We start from the raw sequence: 644 nt of genomic DNA, 5'->3' as shown, positions 1-644 counted from the left end.
CCGGACTGCACGCCGGTGACGGTGCCGTTGCTGTTGACGTTCCACTGCTGGTTGTTCTGGCCGTTGCAGTCCCAGATGATCACCTGGGTGCCGTTGGTGGTGCCCCGGCCGGAGGCGTCCAGGCACTTGTTGCCGTACACCTGGAGTTGCTTTGTCGACGTCCAGGTCCAGCTCTGGCTGGCGCTGCCGTTGCAGTCCCAGAGTTGCGTCTGGGTGCCGTTGGTGGTGCTGGAGTTGGGCACTTCGAGGCAGCGGCCGGATGCGGTGCCGACGATGGGGGTGCTCTGCCCCGGTTGGATGGCGGCCGCCAGCGGCGCGGCGGCCGCCTCGGCGGACGGCGACGAGGCGCCCGGGGTGGCGCCGATGCCGACGAGAACGCCGACCAGAGCGCCCGCCACGGCGGTCAGCCGTCGGGCGCGACGACGTCTCGGGATGAGGTCACGGGCCTTTCCTGGCCCGATGGGGGACGGGGTTCGCACGGGGTGCTCCTCGGAAGTCGTGGAGGCGAGGGGGATTGTCGATGCGCCAGGTCAGTGGTGGCGGCGAATCGATTCGCAGCGAATCGTATGACCTTTGTGGAATTTATGTCAATGAATGCAATGCGACGTGACGCGCTGGCCGGGGGTCCGACGGCCAGCGCGTCT

Annotated in this window: 1 protein-coding gene; it reads right to left on the bottom strand. The window is 68.2% G+C overall.

The annotated features are described in order from the left end of the window. The coding region (locus tag KBX53_RS35025; RefSeq protein ID WP_210864042.1) for a ricin-type beta-trefoil lectin domain protein at nucleotides 1-479 on the bottom strand (479 nt) is incomplete at its 3' end. Nucleotides 480-644 lie beyond the last annotated feature (165 nt).

It is taken from the genome of Micromonospora sp. M51 (genome assembly GCF_018070305.1).
GTDB classification, from domain to species: Bacteria; Actinomycetota; Actinomycetes; order Mycobacteriales; family Micromonosporaceae; genus Micromonospora; species Micromonospora parva.
Note: the sequence above shows the minus strand (reverse complement) of the source record. Positions and strands in the feature narration are given on the sequence as shown.